Raw genomic sequence first — 14,585 nt, forward strand, 5'->3', positions numbered from 1 at the left:
CGGCGGAGGGGCACCCGGCAGCGCCCCGCCCGGTGCCCCTGGCACACGGGTGGCACCCTGGAACGTATGCCCGAGCTTCCCGAGGTAGAGGCCCTCAAGGACTTTCTGACCGAGCACCTGGTCGGCCATGAGATCGTCCGCGTCCTGCCGGTCGCCATCAGCGTGCTGAAGACCTACGACCCGCCGCTCTCCGCGCTGGAGGGCCGGGAGGTCGTGGCGGTCGGGCGGCACGGCAAGTTCCTCGACCTGGCGACCGGCGGCGGGCCCCGGCTGATCACCCATCTGGCCCGCGCGGGCTGGCTGCACTGGCGGGACCGGCTGCCGGACGGCCCGCCCAAGCCCGGCAAGGGCCCCCTCGCCCTGCGGGTCGCCCTGGAGACCGGCGAGGGCTTCGACCTCACCGAGGCGGGCACGCAGAAGCGGCTCGCGGTGTATGTCGTGAGCGATCCGCAGGAGGTCCCCGGTATCGCCCGGCTCGGCCCCGACCCGCTGGCCGACGACTTCGACGAGGCCGCCCTCGCCGCGCTGCTGGCCGGTGAGCGGCGGCAGCTCAAGGGCGCCCTGCGCGACCAGAGCCTGATCGCCGGGGTCGGCAACGCCTACAGCGACGAGATCCTGCACGCCGCGAAGATGTCCCCGTTCAAGCTGGCCGCGTCCCTCACCCCCGAGGAGACCGCCCGCCTCCACTCCGCCCTGCGCGCGACCCTCACCGAGGCCGTCGAGCGCTCCCGAGGAGTGGCGGCCGGGCGGCTCAAGGCCGAGAAGAAGAGCGGGCTGCGCGTCCACGGCCGGACCGGGCAGCCCTGTCCGGTGTGCGGGGACACCATCCGCGAGGTCTCCTTCAGCGACTCCTCGCTCCAGTACTGCCCCACCTGCCAGACCGGCGGCAAGCCGCTCGCCGACCGCAGGATGTCCCGGCTGCTGAAGTAGCCGCTGACGCGGCGGGCGCCCGGTGTCAGCGGCCGGGCAGGGTCACCAGGGTCTCGCCGTCCGCCGCGCGCACCTCGTAGCGGAGGATCTCGTCGGGGTGCAGGGCCGCGCCGCCGCGCAGGGTGTTCGGGCGGGCGTCGTGGCGGGGCGTGGTCCAGTTGGTGACCGTCTCCTCGGTGCCGTCGCGGCTGACGGCGACCAGCCGGCAGGGGCGGGGGCCCGCCGCGTCCTTGACCGTCAGCTCCACCTCGCTGCCCCACATCTCGTCCTCGGCGGTGACCCGCGCCCAGACCCCTGAGCGCGGATCCGTCGCCTCCACCCGTACCTTCTGCTCGCCGCCGCCCGCCAGCACGGCCAGCGCGGGACCGGCCACCGCGAACACCACCGACGCGGCCACCGCGTACAGCATCCGCCGCCGTCCGGCGCGGCGCCGCACGGCGACCTCGGCGAGCAGCCGGTCCAGCAGCCGGGGGCCGGGTCCGGCCAGGGGGTGGACGGCTCGCGGGGTGGCCCGGCGGTAGAGCATGAGCTGCCGGGAGACCGGCCCGAACTCCGTCACCCGGGCCGTGCACATGGGGCACTCCATGAGGTGGTCCTCGAAGCGGAAAGCATCCGCCTCGTTCAGCACGCCGAGCGCGTAGGCGGCGACGTCACGATGCCGTTCCAGGGACCTCATGCGAATCCTCGTGCCGTTGGGGGTGCGGGTGGGGGTCACTCCGTGCGGGATCACTCCGTGCGGGTCACTCCGTGCTCCCCCACCGGTACGCACCGCACCGCCGAATCACTCAAGGCACTGCGGAATCCCCCACCCCAACCCCGGGATTCGGAGCGGCGGACCGGGCGGATGGGTGGCACTTCCCCGGAACCACCGGATCGCGGCGGACGGCCGGAACAACCGGACCCGGGCAGCCGGACCGGAGCAGGCGGACCCGGAACAGCCTGACCGGAAGAGACGGACCGGAACAGCCGGACCGGAACGAACAGAGCGGAATGAACGGACCGCAACGAACGAACCGCAACGAACGAACCGAACGAACGGACCGGAGGAGCCGGACCGGAACGGACGGCTCAGAACAGATGGATCGCCAGGTGCCCCAGCGGCAGCCCCAGCCGCCAGGCCGGTGTCCACACCTTGGGGCCCTCGTCCTCGCCGACCGGCGCCGCCCCGCCGGGCACGGCGTTGAGGTCGGGGGCGAGGAGTTCGGTCTCCTGGAGCCAGCGCCAGGCGGCCTCGGCCAGCTCCAGATCGGGTGAGTGCCGCCCCGAGCCGGCCGTCTCGGCGGCCCACTCGGCGGCCATCTCCTCCATCCGCTCCCGCACCCAGTCCTGCCACGGCTGGTCGTACGCCGTCAGCGACAGCCAGGTCTCCAGTTGGGTGACCACCCGGATCCCGGAGAGTTCGCCGTCGGTGTCCGAGAGGAAGACGGTGAGCGCGAGCGCGTCCCGCCCGGCCCGGAACTCGAACGAGGTCGGCGGCATGAGATCGCCGGTCCGCAGCAGCTCGTCGGCGATGTATTCGGCGTACAACCAGGCCATGGGGACGGTGAGTTCTCCGCCGTCGGTACCGTCCGTGCTCTGATGCCCTCTGTGCCGCATCCCTTCCTGCCTTCCTCCGCGCGTGCGCGTCGCCACGAATGCCGGGCCCGGTCGGGCGGTCGGCCCCCCGATCCGGAACACGGACAAGGACAGCCGATTACTCAACCGGGGTACTCAGCAAGGCACTTTGCGAAGGCTTGACCCAGCAGTCGGTTTCAGCGCAGGTCAGTCGCATATCCCGGAAGCACCCTGCGCAGGGCCCGTAGCCCGTAGTAGGCGCGGGACTTCACGGTACCGGGCGGGATGCCCAGCGCCGCGGCGGCCTCCGCCACACTCGCCCCACGGAGATACACCAGCACCAGGACGTCCCGGTGCTCCGGCGTGAGCTTCTTCACCGCCGCGCGCACATCGACCGCCGCGGCGGACCGCTCGGCGTGGTCGGCGCTCACCCGGGCGTTCTCCAGGATCGCGTCACCGACCTCGGGCGGCCGGGCCTGCCGGGCCCGCCGCGCGTCGATGGCGAGCCGCCGGCCCACCGTCAGCAGCCAGGGCCGTACGGAGTCGAAGGCGTCGGCGCGCAGCGCCTCGGGGTGCTGCCAGGCGCGGACCAGGGTCTCCTGGACGAGGTCCTCGGCCCGCTGCCGGTCGCCGTCGCAGAGCCGGAGCAGCAGTGCGAAGAGGGACCGGCCGTGCTCGCGCTGCACCTCGGCGAGTTCGTGCTCGGCGGTCGTCGTCCCGTGGGTCCCGGTCATCAGGGTGGTTGCGGCCGTCATGCGCGTATGGCATCGCAGCGGTTCCGATCCGCCCAGAGGAGGCGCACGGTCCTGCGGCGGACGGTCGAACGCGTCGGCGAACGGTACGACGAACGGTTAACGGACCGGCCGGGGCCGTTTGGGAAGGTGGCTGCTTTCGTACCTATTCATATGAAAATAGGACTCCGCTGAGGCGGCCCGGGGTGACCAGAGAGGTGACCAGAGATGATCGCACGCAGCCGGCAGGTGGCCCTCGCCCTGACGGTCGTACTCGCCGCCGGAGCCGCATGCCAGGCCCAGCAGCGGGATCCGGGCGACCGGTCGGGGCAGCCGGCGCCCTCCGCCGCCCCCCGCGGCTTCACCCTCGTCGCCTCCGGCGACGTCCTCCCGCACGAGTCCGTCATCGCACGGGCCCGCTACGACGCCGGTGACGGCGGCCATGACTTCGCGCCGATGTTCGCCGGGGTCCGACCGGTCGTCGAGCGCGCCGATCTGGCCCTGTGTCATATGGAGACGGTCTACGGCGAGGACGGTGTCTACACCGGCTACCCCAGCTTCAAATCCCCGCCCGAGGTCGCCTCCGGTCTCGCCCGCACCGGCTACGACGGCTGCTCCACCGCCTCCAACCACAGCCTGGACGACGGCGCCGCCGGAATCGGCCGCACCCTGGACGCCATGGACCGGGCCGGGCTGCGTCACTCCGGCACCGCCCGCACCGAGGCCGAGTCCGCCACCGCCACCCTCTACGCGGCGGGCATGGCCAAGGTCGCCCATCTCGCCTACACCTACGGCACCAACGGCATCCCGCTGCCCCCGGACCGGCCCTGGGCGGTCTCCCTCACCGACGAGCGGCGGATCGTGGCCGACGCCCGTGCCGCCCGCCGGGCCGGTGCCGATGTGGTGGTGGTGTCCACGCACTGGGGCACCGAGTGGCAGGACGCCCCGGACGAGGAGCAACTCCTGCTCGCCGACCGCCTCACCGCCGCCCGCACCGGCAGCCGCCCCGACATCGACCTCATCATCGGCACCCACGCCCATGTCCCCCAGGCGTACCAGAAGGTCAACGGCACCTGGGTGATCTACGGAATGGGCGACCAGGTCGCGGGCGAGATGTTCGACCCGGACGGCGCCTTCGACCCGCGCGGCAACCAGTCCACGCTGGGCCGCTTCACCTTCGCCCCGCCCGCCCGCGAGGGCACCCGCTGGCAGGTCACCAAGGCCGAGTACATCCCCCAGCTCTACGACATCGACGCGGGCCGGGTGCTCAACCTCAACCGCGCCCTGGAACAGGGCGCCGAACTGGTCTCCGTCCGGGACGGCATCCGGGACGTGGTCCTCAGCCGGGGGGCGGCACAGGACGGGCTGGTGATGGGGGAGTAGCGCCCGCGTCAGGGATCCGCGTCAGGGATCCGCGTCAGGGATCCGTGTCAGGGAACCGCGTCGGGGATCCGTGTCAGGGATCCGCCTCAGGGAGCCGCGCTCAGAGCACATACTCAGGGAGCCGCGCTCAGAGCACCGCGCTCAGGGAACCACCGTCACGGGCCACCGTCCCGCCTTCACCAGCCGGACCGCCACCGACCCCACGATCCGGTGCCCCGCCTGCTCCGACGCCCCCACCACCACCGCGTCCGCCGTCAGCTCGTCCGCCGCCTTCACCAGCCCGCTGTAGGCGTCCCCGCGAAAGGTGTGGAACTCCCAGCGCACATCGAATATCCCGCGCGCCCGCTCGGTCGCCTCCCGGATCTGGGCGATCAGTTCCTCCGCGATCTCCCCGGTGGTGTCGGCGACCGGCGCCCCCAGCGCCGCGCCCGCCGCGATCATCGGCTGCACGTACACCACGGCCAGCAGCGCCCCTTGCCGGCGCGCCAGCCCTCCGGCGTACGCGGCGGCCCGCAGCGAGGAGTCGGAGCCGTCCACGCCGACGACGATGACCTTCGGGCCGTCGGTGCCCCGTTCGAACCGTCTGGATTCCCGTTCCGTCACGCCCCGAGGCTATCGGAAGCAACCGCCCCGGCCGCCCTGCCGAAGGCCGCCGCCGACGGGCGACGCGGGCCCGCCCTTCCTACAGTCGAGGCATGAGCGCCCCCGAGGACGGTCCCCCAGGGCCCCGGACCCCACCGCCCCGCCGCCGCGACCGCGACAGCCACGGCGACATCCACGGCGACGGCGCCCGAGACGGCGACCGCGACACAGGCCGGGACACAGGCCGGGACCGAGACCGTGGCCGAGGCCCCGGCTCCGGCCCTCGCCCTGACCGGGGCCTCGGCAGGGTCCCGGAGGGCTTCGCCCTGTTCTTCGGCGCACTCGGTCTGCTCTGCGCCCTGCTCGCGCTGATCCCGCCGCTGCGGGTCGCGCTCCGCCCGGTCGTCCATGCCCTGGACACCGTCATCGTCCCGGTCAGCGCCAACCTCGCCTACGCCGTCTTCCTCTTCCTGCTGGCCGCCGCCACCGCCGCCCGCAAGCGGGTCGCCTGGTGGCTGGTCGTCGTCTATCTCGGGCTGCTGGTCCTGGTCGACGCCCTCGGCGTGGCGCTCGGGCCCTACGCCGGCTCCCTCGCCTCGCTGATCGTCTGCGGCCTCGCCCTGATCCTGCTGATCGTCGCCCGCGACGAGTTCTACGCCGCCTCCCGGCGCGGCGCGGTGTGGCGGGCGCTCGCCGTGCTGGCCGCGGGGCTCGTGCTGGCGATCCTGGCCGGCTGGGGGCTGGTGGAGCTGTTCCCGGGGAACCTGCCGGAGAGCCAGCGGCTGGCCTGGGCCGCCGACCGGGTCTGCGGCGGACTCGTCACCGGCGGCGCCTTCGACGGCCGTCCGCCCCGTCAGCTCGCCTTCCTGCTGGGCCTCTTCGGCGCGCTCGCCCTGCTGAACGCCGCCGCCGCCCTGTTCCGCTCCCAGCGTCTGGAAGCCGCCCTGCACGGCGATGAGGAGGACCGTATCCGCGCCCTGCTCGCGGTCCACGGCGGCCAGGACTCCCTCGGCTACTTCGCCACCCGCCGCGACAAGGCCGTCGTCTTCTCGCCCAGCGGCAAGGCCGCCGTCGCCTACCGGGTCGAGACCGGCGTCTGCCTGGCAGGCGGGGACCCGGTCGGCGACCGCGAGGCATGGCCGCACGCCATCGCCGCCTGGCTGGACCTGGCCCGCCGGCACGCCTGGGCGCCCGCCGTGATGGGCGCCTCCGAGGACGGGGCCAGGGCCTACGCCCGCGCCGGGCTCGGCGCCCTCCAACTCGGTGACGAGGCCGTCCTCCAGGTCGCCGCCTTCGACCTGGGCGGCCGGGACATGCGGGTCACCCGGCAGGCCGTCCACCGGGTCCGCCGTACCGGCGCCACCAGCCGGATCCGCCGGCACTCCGCTCTCACCGGCGAGGAGATGCGCGGGGTCGTCGGCCGGGCGGACGCCTGGCGCGACACCGAGACCGAGCGCGGCTTCTCCATGGCCCTGGACCGGCTCGGCGACCCGGCCGACGGCGACTGCCTCCTGGTGGAGGCGCTCGGTGCGGACGGTGAGCCGCTGGCGCTGCTGTCCTTCGTGCCCTGGGGCCGGGACGGGGTCTCCCTGGACCTGATGCGCCGGGACCGCTCCGCGCCCAACGGGGTCATGGAGTTCATGGTGGCCGAGCTGTGCGGCGCCGCCCCCGGGCTGGGGGTGCGGCGGATCTCGCTGAACTTCGCGGTGTTCCGGTCGGTGTTCGAGGAGGGCGCCCGGATCGGTGCCGGGCCGGTGCTCAGACTCTGGCGCAGGCTGCTGCTGTTCTTCTCGCGCTGGTGGCAGTTGGAGGCCCTGTACCGGTCCAACGCCAAGTACCACCCCGAGTGGTACCCGCGCTTCCTGTGCTGGGGCGAGGCCGCCTCGCTCGCCCGGATCGGCCTGGCCTCCGGCATCGCCGAGGGCTTCGTCCCCGTACCGTCCCTGCGCAGGCTCCGGCGCGGGGGCCGCCCCCGCGACCTCGACCGGCCCGCCGCCCCGTCCCAGCCGCCACCCCGGTCACCCGCCCCCTCCCTTGCCGGGCCCGCCGACCCCTTCGCCGGGCTCCCCGAGCAGATGCGGCTGCGCCGCCGCACCCTGGAGCGGCTGCGCGCCGAGGGCATCGACCCCTATCCGGTCGGCGTCCCGCCCCGCACCCACGCCCTCGCCGCGCTCCCCGCCGACGGCGAGGTCACCGTCGCCGGCCGGATCCTGCGCGTCCGCGACTTCGGCGGGATCCTCTTCCTCACCCTGCGCGACGGCTCCGGCGACGGCCAGCTCGCCCTCACCCGGGACACCTCCGGCCCCGCCCTCGCCGCCTTCCGCGCGGACACCGACCTCGGCGACCAGATCACCGCCACCGGCCGCGCCGGGCGCAGCGGCCACGGCGAACCCACCGTCTTCGTCACCTCCTGGCGCCTCACCGCCAAGTGCCTGCGCCCCCTGCCCGACAAACGCCGGGGCCTGACCGACCCGGAGGGCAGGGTCCGGATGCGCGCCCTCGACCTGGCCGTGCGCCCCGGCGCCCGCGCGGTGGTCCGGGCCCGCTCCGCCGCCGTCCAGGCGCTGCGCCAGGGGCTGCTGGAGCGGGGCTTCCTGGAGGTCGAGACGCCGATCCTCCAGCGCACCCACGGCGGCGCGAACGCCCGCCCCTTCACCACCCACAGCAACGCCTACGACCTCGACCTCCCCCTCCGCATCGCGCCCGAGCTGTATCTGAAACGGCTCTGCGTCGGCGGCCTGGAGAAGGTCTTCGAACTCGGCCGCGCCTTCCGCAACGAAGGCGTCTCCCCCCGGCACAACCCCGAGTTCACCCTGCTGGAGGCGTACCAGGCGTACGCCGACTACGACGTGATGCTCGACCTCACCCGCCACCTCGTGCAGAGCGCCGCCACCGCCGCCCTCGGCCGCCCCGTCGTCCACCGGGACGGCGAGGAGCACGACATCTCCGGACCCTGGCCGGTCAGAACCGTCCACGGCGCCCTCTCGGACGCCCTGGGCGAGGAGATCACCCCGGACACCCCCCTCCCCGTCCTGCGTCGCCTCTGCGACCGCGCGCACATCCCGTACACCACCGGCGACGGCCGGGGAGACATCGTCCTGGAGATGTACGAACGGCTGGTCGAGGCCCCCACCCGGCTGCCCACCTTCTACAAGGACTTCCCGACCGACGTCTCCCCGCTCACCCGGCAGCACCGCACCGACCCGCGGCTCGCCGAACGCTGGGACCTGGTCGCCTTCGGCACCGAACTCGCCACCGCCTACACCGAACTCACCGACCCCCTGGAACAGCGCCGCCGCCTCACCGCCCAGTCCCTCCGTGCGGCGGGCGGCGACCCGGAGGCGATGGAACTCGACGAGGACTTCCTGACCGCCCTCGAATACGCCATGCCCCCCACAGGCGGCCTGGGCATCGGAGTGGACCGCCTGATCATGCTCCTGACGGGCCTCCCGATCCGGGAAACCCTCCTGTTCCCCTTCACCCGCACCAAGTAACGAACAGAGCCCCCACCTCCCAGGGCCGCGAGAAACCGCGCACCAAGCCCCCACGCTCCCGCACCCACCAATGGACAGTGCCCCCCACCTCCCGGGGGCGCGGGGAACTGCGCACCTAGCTCCCACGCTCCCGCACCCTCCAATGGACAGTGCCCCCCACCTCCCGGGGGCGCGGGGAACTGCGCACCTAGCTCCCACGCTCCCGCACCCTCCAACGGACAGCGGCCCCCATCTCCCAGGGGCGCGGGGAACTGCGCGCCAAGCCCCCACGCCGCCGCCCCCACCCCCTCCCCACACCACCCCCACTGAGCCGCCCGGGTGCAAATCCACCCCCACCCCGGTGTCGCTGCGCAGCCCCACCCCCCTCCTGGGCGACCCATGACACATGACCAAGGAGACGAAGGACCACCTCACCCGCCGCCGCGCCCTGCTCGGCGGCCTCGCCGCGCTCGGCGCAGCCGGTACCGCGGGCCTGCTCTCCCTGCGCCCCGGCTCCGCCCCCACCCCCACCCCCGGCCCCACCCCCACCCCCGCCTCCTCCGCACCGCGTGCCCCCGGCGCCCCCGGCGCCCCCGCACGGCTCCCGCAGAAGCCGTCCGCCTACCGCCTCCAGCCGATCACCGGCCACACCGCCCCGCGCACCGCCCCCGCCCGCCTCCCGGTCCGAACCGAACCGCTCCTGAGCATGGACGAACTGGGCCACACCATGGTGCTGACCTTCGACGACGGCCCCGACCCCCGCTACACCCCCGACATCCTCGACACCCTCGCCGCCTACGACGTCCCCGCGATGTTCTTCGTGTGCGGGGAGATGGTCGTCGAGCACCGGGAACTGCTGGAGCGGATGGCGGACGCCGGTCATGTCATCGGCAACCACACCTGGTCGCATCCGCTGCTGACCCGGCTCGGCCGGGACGCCATCCGCAGCGAGATGGAGAGCACGTGCGAGGTGGTGGAGAAGGCGGTCGGCGAGTGGCCGCGCTGGTTCCGCGCCCCCTACGGCGCCTGGAACCGGGCCGCGTTCCAACTCGGCGCGGAGTTCGGGATGGAGCCGCTGGCCTGGACGGTCGACACCCTCGACTGGACCACCCCCGGCACCCGCACCATCATCGACCGGGTCCACGAGGGCGCCGGACCCGGTGTCGTGGTGCTCTCCCACGACGCCGGCGGCGACCGCTCGCAGAGCGTGAGCGCCCTGCGCGACTATCTGCCCCAGCTCCTCGACGCGGGCTACCACCTCACCGTCCCCCGCCACCACCCCACCTGACCCCCGCCACCCCCGGCCCGACCCCACCGGCCTCCACACCCGGCCCCCGGCCGGACGACCTCACCCCCGGCCGGACGGCCCACCCCTGGCCGGGGCCCCTCAGCGGACCTCCACCAGGCGGGCGAAGACGACGACATTCCCGTCGTACCCGTTCTGCTGGGAAAAGCCCCCGCCGCAGGTGATGACCCGCAGTTCGGCGGTTCCCTTGGAGGCGTAGACCCGGTCGCCGGGGAAATTGTTCTTCGCGAAGACCTCGACGCCGTAGATCTCGAACACCGCGGTCTTTCCGTCCTTGCGGGTCACCTCCACATGATTTCCCTGTTTCAGCGCCCCGAGGCCGTAGAAAACGGCCGGGCCGCGGCTGTTGTCGACATGGCCGACGATCACCGCGGTGCCCTTCTCGCCGGGCGAGACCGCCCCGGTGAACCAGCCCGCGAGATTCGGGTCCTCCGGCGGCGGCGCGTCGACCCACCCGGCCGCGTCCAGCCCCACCGGCATCATCGGCGCGTTCACCTGGATCCCCGGGATCCGCACCCGGTCCGGGATCGAGTACGGCAGCGGCGACACCCCCGACCCGAAGGTGGTGCCGGGCGTCGGGGCCTGGCTGTTGGCTGCGGCGGACGCGGGCTGCGGCGGACCCACGTCGAACTCTCCCGAACCGTTGCGGATGAGCGCGAGACCGGTCAGCAGCACGAGCGCTATCACGCCCCAGGGGGCGCGCCGCTTGCGCCGCTCCTCCTCTTCCGCCAGCTCGGCCAGCTCGGCAGCAGACATTCGCCATCCCCTCTCGACGTGGCCGTCGCCACGTCAGTCGCGCATGATGAAACGCTAAAGGGCGGGGCGCGAACCGGCACGGGGACGGCTGCGAACGGGTGGTTCCGCCGCATTCCCGGTGCGCCATTCGATTCCTGTCCGGTGCGCCATCCGAGTCGCCGCGGACAGGAATTTTCTGACGGTCCGTGACCTGCGGCAATATCCGATTGCGCGGATTTCCCCCGGCGTGTTGCCGCACCCGTTCTCACCGGTACGGACCATCGCCGAAATGCGCGTGCGCGGACCGCAACTGAGGGTCTTTCTGGGAGGTGCTTTCTCGCTCAAAGACCGGGGACGGATCCCCGGGGCGCCTTCCGCGGAGGAGCATATGCGTACTGCCAGAACCCTGGCGGCCTCGGTCGCCGCGGTCGCCGTCGTGGGGCTCGCCGCCCCCGCGGCCGTCGCCTGGGAGAACCCGGGCCAAGGGGACACAGCCGAACTGGAGGACCGCAGCGGGATCGGCGGCGGAGGCGAGGGAGGCGGGGGAGGCGGCGACGGTCTCGGCGACCGGGGCGGCGATGTCCTGTCCGAGCGGGGCGATGCCCTGACGGACCGCGGGGGCGCCCTCACGGACCGGGGCGAGGTGCTGTCCGACCGGGGCGAGGGGCTCGGCGACCGGGGCGGTGTCGGCGACCGGGGCGGCCCCCGCAACATCCTCGTCCGGCCCGGAGTCATCGCCCGCGGCGGTCAGTTGACCATCACGGTCGACGGCTGCCGCAACGGCGGTGCCGCCTCCTCGAACGCCTTCCGCACCACCACCCTCACCCCGGTGCGGGGCGCCAACGACACCTCCCGCGCCCACGCCACCGTCCACCACGACGCCCGGCCCGGCACCTACGAGGTCCGGGTCAACTGCGACGGCCGCACCCTGACCCGGCCGCGCGCCTTCACCGTCATCGGCGGGGTGCGCGGCGGCCTCGGCGGGTCCACCTCCGACGGGGCCACCCCGACCGACATGGCGATCGGCGGCGGCCTGGTCGGGGCCGCGCTGCTCGGCGGCGGTGTCTTCTGGATGCGCCGCCGCGCCGAGAAGCGGTACTGACCGGACGCGGTGACCACCGCCCCCGGAGAGACCCGCACGCATCGCACGGACACAGGGCTTCGCCCCGGACCCCTCGACGGGAATCCGGGGCGAAGCCCTGTGTACGGGTTCAGCCGCCCTGTTCGGCCGAGCGCCGCCGGGACAGGTGGTACGCCACCCCGACCGACCCGGCGATCAGCGCGGCCCCGAGGCCGATCTCCTTGAGGTCGAACCCGCCGAAGCTGCCGCCCTCACCGGCGTGCACCCCGCGCTGCGGATAGTCCCCGTAGGAGTCCTCGCTCTCTCTGTCGTACCCGCTGTCATAGCCGCCGCCCCCGTCGTCGTAGCCGTCCTCGTACGAGGAGCCGCGGCCCTCGGCGATGGTGAGCTGGGCCCGTTCGCGGAAGTTCCCGCAGTGGAACGAGACCTCGTAGACCGCGCCCTTGCGGGCCTCCCGGTCGATGGTGGCCACGGCCGTGCCCCGGTCGCGTTCGATGTGGACGTCGTCGAAGACGCCCGACGAGACCCGGACCGAGCGCTCGCAGCCCTCGGCGCGCAGGGTGACCCGGCCGCCGGCGGCGATGGTCTGCGGGGCCACCGACACCCGCAGACGGGACTCCTCCTCGCCGCGCGCCTGCGCGACGGGAGCGGTGAGGCTGAGGGCGCCGACCGCCAGCAGGGCGGCCGAGCCGACGCGTATCGCGCGCATGGTGAATCCTCCGGGTCCCCGAGGAGCAGCCGCGGACCTGTTCCGCCGGCGCCAGAAATGCACCTCGATGACCGAAACGCTAGGGAGATCCGCACAGGCGCGCGATCACAGTCGGGCGAATGGGGCATGGATGTGGGCCGCTGGAGGGACACCGTGCGTACGGCCGGGGGACCGGCCCGGCGTGGCGGTGCGCACCGGGCGGGCCCGCGACAGGGGGCGCGTCGTCAGCCCTCGATGCCGGGGAACAGGTTCAGGAACGGCTCGACCGACGCCGTCACCCCCCGGCTGTAGGGCGCGTCGAAGTCCCAGATGAGGAAGAGCAGGAAGGCGATCAGGGCGGAGAACAGCCCGGCGAGGACCAGCTCCCGCACGGTCCGCCGGATCTGGAGCGCCAGCACCATGCCGATGGTGACCACCGCCCCGCCCAGCAGCCCGAACCACACCACCCCGGGCATGGTCGCCCCCAGCGAGTCGGCCCGGGAGTTGCGCGCCTGGTCGGCGGCGGTCACCTGGTCGAGCAGCGGCTGATACGCCTGCGCCTCGAAGTCGTCCCGCGGCCGGTAGTCGGTGACATCGGTGCGGATACGGTCCATCAGCTCGGTGCCCCGCTCGGTGATCCGCCCCTCGTCGGCCATCGTCTTCCACTCGGTGCTGACGACGTGTCCGACATAGGTGTTGACATCGTCCCGGATCCGGTTTCGTACCTCCTCCGGATAGACCCGCACCCGCTCGGAGATCTCGTGCAGCGCCTGCGCCTCGGCCTGGACATGGTCCTGGGCGATGCTGCGCGCCTCCCAGACCCCCGCGATGGCCAGGCCCAGCACGATGGCGTAGACGACACCGATCCACATCGTCATGTACTCGATGACGTCGGGCGTCTCGGAGGGGTCCTCGTCATCGGAGGCGGCGCGATTGCGGATGAGCGTGATGATGACCACCACCGCACAGGCGGCCAGCATCGCGAGAGTGAGAACAAGCCATTCCGGCAAGACAAGCCTCCAGAATCAGCGCGGTCGCAGCGCGGCAACGGCGATCACTGCGGGCGCGGTGATGAGCAGGACGAAGGTGACCGGCGACGTACCGCCATGGGTGACCCGCTGCTGATTCGCGGGCCGGTACGGCGGATAGCTCACCTGCGTCGGTGAGGGGGTGGGTGTGGGAGTGGGGGAGGGGGTGGGGGTTGGTGTGGGCTCCGGGGTGGGTGTACGGGGCGGGGTGGGTGTCGGGGTCGGCGCCGGGGGAGGTGGCGCGGGAGCGGGCTCTGGAGGTGGGGGCGGTGGTGGCTCCGGTGTGGGGGTGGGCGTGGGTGTGGGCTTCGGGGTGGGAGTAGGGGTCGGGGTGGGGGTGGGGGTGGGGGTGGGGGTGGGCTTGAGGGTGGGAGTCGGGGTCGGTGTGGGGGTCGGCGTGGGCGTGGGGGTAGGGGTGGGTGTCGGTTCCGGGGGGCAGGGCGGGGGAGGAGGACAGGTCGGCGGCGTCGGCCAGGTCATCCCCCCTGTGCCTCCGCTCGCAGAGCGAGCGACCGCCACCGCGCCCCCGCCTCCTCCGGCGACGGCGACCACGCCACCCCCGCCTTCCTCGCCCCCTCCGCCTCCTCCGCCACCTCCGGCGACCACCGCGCCCCCGGCTCCCTCACCTCCCCCGGCGACCGCCACCACCGCGGTGCCGCCGGGGCCGGTCGACACCCACGCGCAGGCGTCCGCGGTGGCCGTCCCGGCGGGTGCGCCGGCCAGGGCCCACGCCAGCGACAGCACGGCCAGCGCCCTGGGGGCGACGGCGGATCGGGTCCGTTCGGGTGCATGCACGACGCAGATCATGAGGGCCCCCGCCGGACGGCACGCCCGGGTACCCGGGGATTGCCTCGAAAGGGGGATTTCGGGGGCGCGAGGTTTGGGGCCGCGCCGCGCGGCGTTCCGACGCGTCCCGCCCCACGCGTCCCGCCGCGCCGCACGAGCCCCGTCCCCGCGCCACCCGTGCCCCGTCCCCGCGCGAGCGGCGCCCCCTTCACCCGTTGCGGAAAGAAATCCCGGCCGGGCCTGAACACCCGCACCCCGCCCCGCGTACCCCTGGTCGAGCGGCGCAGCAGGGCGCTGAGCGATGTTGG

General features: G+C 73.6%; 13 protein-coding genes. 5 read left to right on the top strand and 8 right to left on the bottom strand.

Features of this window, described 5'->3' with window-relative positions; all coding sequences use genetic code 11:
- The first annotated feature begins 66 nt into the window (after nucleotides 1-66).
- Nucleotides 67-930, top strand: a complete 864-nt coding sequence (locus AB0O01_RS09920) for a DNA-formamidopyrimidine glycosylase family protein (protein WP_365311985.1) — start codon at nucleotides 67-69, stop codon at nucleotides 928-930.
- Nucleotides 931-955: 25 nt separating this feature from the next.
- Here AB0O01_RS09920 and AB0O01_RS09925 read toward each other — a convergent pair whose 3' ends face one another.
- The 3 genes from AB0O01_RS09925 to AB0O01_RS09935 form a co-directional block, all read right to left on the bottom strand.
- Nucleotides 956-1,606, bottom strand: coding sequence for a hypothetical protein (locus tag AB0O01_RS09925; RefSeq protein WP_365311986.1), 651 nt, complete (start codon nucleotides 1,604-1,606; stop codon nucleotides 956-958).
- A 392-nt stretch (nucleotides 1,607-1,998) separates the two neighbouring features.
- Nucleotides 1,999-2,526: a hypothetical protein gene (locus AB0O01_RS09930; RefSeq protein ID WP_365311987.1), complete on the bottom strand. Its 528-nt coding sequence runs from the start codon at nucleotides 2,524-2,526 to the stop codon at nucleotides 1,999-2,001.
- Nucleotides 2,527-2,681: 155 nt separating this feature from the next.
- Nucleotides 2,682-3,239, bottom strand: coding sequence for a sigma-70 family RNA polymerase sigma factor (locus AB0O01_RS09935; RefSeq protein ID WP_365311988.1), 558 nt, complete (start codon nucleotides 3,237-3,239; stop codon nucleotides 2,682-2,684).
- 204 nt (nucleotides 3,240-3,443) lie between these two features.
- Between AB0O01_RS09935 and AB0O01_RS09940 the strand changes: the two genes are divergently transcribed.
- The gene (locus tag AB0O01_RS09940) at nucleotides 3,444-4,598 is read left to right on the top strand and encodes a CapA family protein (RefSeq protein ID WP_365311989.1); all 1,155 of its coding nucleotides are present in this window, start codon (nucleotides 3,444-3,446) and stop codon (nucleotides 4,596-4,598) included.
- Between the two features lie 141 nt (nucleotides 4,599-4,739).
- Here the strand turns inward: AB0O01_RS09940 and AB0O01_RS09945 are convergent, their stop codons facing one another.
- A complete protein-coding gene (locus AB0O01_RS09945) occupies nucleotides 4,740-5,201 on the bottom strand; it encodes a universal stress protein (RefSeq protein WP_365311990.1) in 462 nt (153 codons plus the stop codon).
- A 92-nt stretch (nucleotides 5,202-5,293) separates the two neighbouring features.
- Between AB0O01_RS09945 and lysX the strand changes: the two genes are divergently transcribed.
- Both lysX and AB0O01_RS09955 read left to right on the top strand, forming a co-directional pair.
- Entirely contained in the window at nucleotides 5,294-8,674 is a 3,381-nt protein-coding gene (gene lysX, locus AB0O01_RS09950; RefSeq protein WP_365311991.1) for a bifunctional lysylphosphatidylglycerol synthetase/lysine--tRNA ligase LysX, read from the top strand.
- Nucleotides 8,675-9,059: 385 nt separating this feature from the next.
- Nucleotides 9,060-9,941, top strand: a complete 882-nt coding sequence (locus AB0O01_RS09955; protein ID WP_365311992.1) for a polysaccharide deacetylase family protein — start codon at nucleotides 9,060-9,062, stop codon at nucleotides 9,939-9,941.
- A gap of 99 nt (nucleotides 9,942-10,040) precedes the next feature.
- Here AB0O01_RS09955 and AB0O01_RS09960 read toward each other — a convergent pair whose 3' ends face one another.
- Nucleotides 10,041-10,715, bottom strand: a complete 675-nt coding sequence (locus tag AB0O01_RS09960) for a class F sortase (protein ID WP_365311993.1) — start codon at nucleotides 10,713-10,715, stop codon at nucleotides 10,041-10,043.
- A gap of 622 nt (nucleotides 10,716-11,337) precedes the next feature.
- Between AB0O01_RS09960 and AB0O01_RS09965 the strand changes: the two genes are divergently transcribed.
- A complete protein-coding gene (locus AB0O01_RS09965; RefSeq protein ID WP_365312439.1) occupies nucleotides 11,338-11,796 on the top strand; it encodes a hypothetical protein in 459 nt (152 codons plus the stop codon).
- 109 nt (nucleotides 11,797-11,905) lie between these two features.
- Here the strand turns inward: AB0O01_RS09965 and AB0O01_RS09970 are convergent, their stop codons facing one another.
- The 3 genes from AB0O01_RS09970 to AB0O01_RS09980 form a co-directional block, all read right to left on the bottom strand.
- On the bottom strand, nucleotides 11,906-12,484 hold the full coding sequence (locus AB0O01_RS09970; protein ID WP_365311994.1) for a hypothetical protein: 579 nt from the start codon (nucleotides 12,482-12,484) through the stop codon (nucleotides 11,906-11,908).
- Nucleotides 12,485-12,708: 224 nt separating this feature from the next.
- Complete coding sequence (locus tag AB0O01_RS09975) at nucleotides 12,709-13,473, bottom strand: hypothetical protein (protein WP_365311995.1); 765 nt, start codon at nucleotides 13,471-13,473, stop codon at nucleotides 12,709-12,711.
- A gap of 15 nt (nucleotides 13,474-13,488) precedes the next feature.
- Nucleotides 13,489-13,617 (bottom strand): hypothetical protein, encoded by a 129-nt coding sequence (locus AB0O01_RS09980; protein ID WP_365311996.1) that lies wholly within the window; start codon nucleotides 13,615-13,617, stop codon nucleotides 13,489-13,491.
- Nucleotides 13,618-14,585 lie beyond the last annotated feature (968 nt).

It is taken from the genome of Streptomyces sp. NPDC093252 (assembly GCF_040683675.1).
GTDB lineage: Bacteria > Actinomycetota > Actinomycetes > Streptomycetales > Streptomycetaceae > Streptomyces.

Bases quoted from the DNA above. Each gene is read 5' to 3' on its own strand.
- AB0O01_RS09935 (WP_365311988.1), bottom strand. From the start codon at position 3,239: ATGACGGCCGCAACCACCCTGATGACCGGGACCCACGGGACGACGACC.
- AB0O01_RS09970 (WP_365311994.1), bottom strand. From the start codon at position 12,484: ATGCGCGCGATACGCGTCGGCTCGGCCGCCCTGCTGGCGGTCGGCGCC.
- AB0O01_RS09930 (WP_365311987.1), bottom strand. From the start codon at position 2,526: ATGCGGCACAGAGGGCATCAGAGCACGGACGGTACCGACGGCGGAGAA.
- AB0O01_RS09960 (WP_365311993.1), bottom strand. From the start codon at position 10,715: ATGTCTGCTGCCGAGCTGGCCGAGCTGGCGGAAGAGGAGGAGCGGCGC.
- AB0O01_RS09920 (WP_365311985.1), top strand. From the start codon at position 67: ATGCCCGAGCTTCCCGAGGTAGAGGCCCTCAAGGACTTTCTGACCGAG.
- AB0O01_RS09955 (WP_365311992.1), top strand. From the start codon at position 9,060: ATGACCAAGGAGACGAAGGACCACCTCACCCGCCGCCGCGCCCTGCTC.
- AB0O01_RS09940 (WP_365311989.1), top strand. From the start codon at position 3,444: ATGATCGCACGCAGCCGGCAGGTGGCCCTCGCCCTGACGGTCGTACTC.
- lysX (WP_365311991.1), top strand. From the start codon at position 5,294: ATGAGCGCCCCCGAGGACGGTCCCCCAGGGCCCCGGACCCCACCGCCC.
- AB0O01_RS09925 (WP_365311986.1), bottom strand. From the start codon at position 1,606: ATGAGGTCCCTGGAACGGCATCGTGACGTCGCCGCCTACGCGCTCGGC.